Raw genomic sequence first — 785 nt, 5'->3', positions numbered from 1 at the left:
GTCCAGGAACGGCCGGATCCTAGCGAACCGCGACGCGATCTCATCCTCAGTCAGCACCCTGCGGGCCTATCACAAACCGGCAGGGGATCTCTCGGACACCACCGCGTAGTTCTCACGCGAGCCCTAAGACGAGGTTCAGCCCGACACGGCCGGGGCTGTGTCGGGCTGAGCTTCATCGGTGTGGCGGCTCGGGATCAGGGGGCTGAGGCGCTCGAGGACGGCTGGCCCGGCGAGGAGACGGGGATGACGTACCCGGATTCGGGCGCCGGACCGCCGGTGTCGGCGGGCGCGGGAGACACGCGGCCGCTGCCTGCGCTGCTGGTGCTGGTCGCGACCAGCAGGCCCGTGACTGCCAGCAGACCGGCGGCACCGACGCCGGCGATGATGGCCAGGGATGCGCGGGACGCCGGGGGTCCGGGGCGGAGGCGTGCGCGGTTGACGAGGAACACGGTGGTCGCGGCCGGGGCGGCGAGGATGAGGGCGACGGTGGTGGCGGCCAGCCAGCCGGGCGGGTCCCAGCCGGTGTGGGTGGTGACGCAGTGGTCCAGGCCGTCGCAGTTGGTGTAGGAGCCGGAGTGCGCGGAGGCGAAGGTCAGGAGGCCGCCGGCGATGCCGCCGGGGAGGATGAGGGTGCCGATCAGCTTCTCGAGGCGGGACCAGCGCGGGGAGGTCCAGAGGAGGACGGCGCCGATGAACCAGCCGACGCCTGCGAGGAAGCCGCCGAGTAGGAGGAGGGTGACCGCGCAGACGTCGAGGGTGCCGAGGGGGTAGGGCGGGCCTTGGAG

The 785-nt window shown here is 72.5% G+C and carries 1 pseudogene; it reads right to left on the bottom strand.

Annotation, left to right across the window (positions count from 1 at the left end):
• Positions 1 to 194: 194 nt before the first annotated feature.
• Positions 195 to 785: pseudogene (locus tag GWK61_RS54895) on the bottom strand (hypothetical protein); the annotation flags it as partial.

Source organism: Catenulispora rubra, assembly GCF_015356825.1.
In the GTDB taxonomy this organism is placed as follows: Bacteria; Actinomycetota; Actinomycetes; order Streptomycetales; family Catenulisporaceae; genus Catenulispora; species Catenulispora rubra.
The sequence above is the reverse complement of the archived record's forward strand: the minus strand, read 5'-3'. Positions and strand labels throughout refer to the sequence as shown.